At 69.0% G+C, this 1,675-nt stretch carries 1 protein-coding gene; it reads left to right on the top strand.

The window, feature by feature from the left end; all coding sequences use genetic code 11:
* The first annotated feature begins 122 nt into the window (after positions 1-122).
* A complete protein-coding gene (locus ACX28W_RS43855) occupies positions 123-1,502 on the top strand; it encodes an IS1380 family transposase (protein WP_459005682.1) in 1,380 nt (459 codons plus the stop codon).
* Positions 1,503-1,675 lie beyond the last annotated feature (173 nt).

Raw genomic sequence — 1,675 nt, 5'->3', positions numbered from 1 at the left:
CCCCGGGCTTTCGCGAGTGGGCCTGTCCAGGTCTTGATCAAATAAATGGAGAGTGCTGCTGACCTGCAACGATGGGACTTGTCGAGGGTCCTGTCAGCTGCGAGGAAAGAAGCACTCTCCAGGTGAAGAAGCGTAGCGGGTCGTATCCGAGTGTTCGTGTCGAGGTCGGCGACCGTGGGGTGGTCTCGCAGGCCGGGGCGGTGCTGCTGGTCGAGGCGGTGCGCAAAGTGGGCCTGGACACGGCGATATCGGCGGCACTGGCGTCGTGGCGCAGACCGCGGGCGGTGCACGATCCGGGCAAGATCCTGCTGGACTTGGCTCTGGCCGTCGCACTCGGCGGGGACTGTCTGGCGGACGTCGGCATGCTGCGGGCCGAGCCCGACGTGTTCGGCCCGGTGGCCTCCGATCCGACGGTCTCCCGTCTCGTCGACGTCCTCGCCGCAGCCGGCCCGAAGGCCCTCACTGCGATCCGGTCGGCACGAGCCGAAGTGCGCACGCGGGTGTGGGAGTTGGCCGGTGCGGACGGTCCGGCCGCCGACGGGCAGGTGATCGTGGACATCGACGGCGTGCTGGTGCTCGCGCACTCCGAGAAGCAGGACGCCACCGCGACCTGGAAGAAGACCTTCGGCCATCACCCGCTCGTCGCATTCGTCGACCACGGCCAGGCCGGTTCCGGGGAACCTGTGGCCGCGCTACTGCGGCCCGGTAACGCAGGCTCAAACACCGCAAGCGATCACATCACCACCACGGAGCTGGCCCTGGCCCAACTGCCCAGACACCTGCGGCGGGGCCGGCAGACACTGATCCGCACCGACTCCGCCGGCGGCACCCACGCCTTCCTCGACTGGCTCTCCAAGCCGGGGCGGTGGCTGTCGTATTCCGTCGGAATGACCATCACCGACGCCATCCACCAGGCCGTCCTGAAGATCCCGAAGAAGGCGTGGACGCCCGCCTACGACGCCGGCGGCACCGAGCGGCCCGGCGCCTGGGTCGCGGAGATCACCGACATGCCCGACCTGAGCACCTGGCCCAAGGGCATGCGGCTGATCGTCCGCAAGGAACGCCCGCACCCCGGCGCCCAGTTGCGCTTCACCGACCTCGACGGGCTGCGGCTGACCTGTTTCGCGACCAACACAAAAGGCGGTCAGCTTGCCGACCTCGAACTGCGTCACCGCAGGCGGGCTCGCTGCGAGGACCGCATCCGAGGCGCCCGCGCCACCGGCCTGCGCAACCTGCCGCTGCACGACACGGCACAGAACCGGATCTGGCTGGAGATCGTCTCTCTCGCACTCGACGTCCTCGCCTGGATGCCGATGCTCGCGCTGACCGGCGAGGCCCGCCGCTGGGAGGTCAAGAAGCTCCGGCTGCGGCTGTTCTCCGCCGCCGCGCAGCTCGTGAACACCAGCCGTCGCCGCTGGCTCCGCCTGCCCGCCCGATGGCCCTGGACCGCAGTCATCAGCCACGCGATCGTCAGGCTCCACGCCCTGCCGAACCCTGGCTGACCAGCCACTTCGACCGTCCCGACAACCCGCACCACCACCGGTGAAGTGGAACCCGGCGCACACCCGACGCGAGATCCGGGCCCTCGCCCTGCCCCAGCCCCGAAAAGACCGCACCACACAAACGCAGAGTCCCCGTCAGCAAACCGACGAGGACTCATGAACGATCGAGGCTA

The organism is Streptomyces sp. SD15 (genome assembly GCF_054462255.1).
This window is presented reverse-complemented; position numbering and strand designations above follow the sequence as displayed.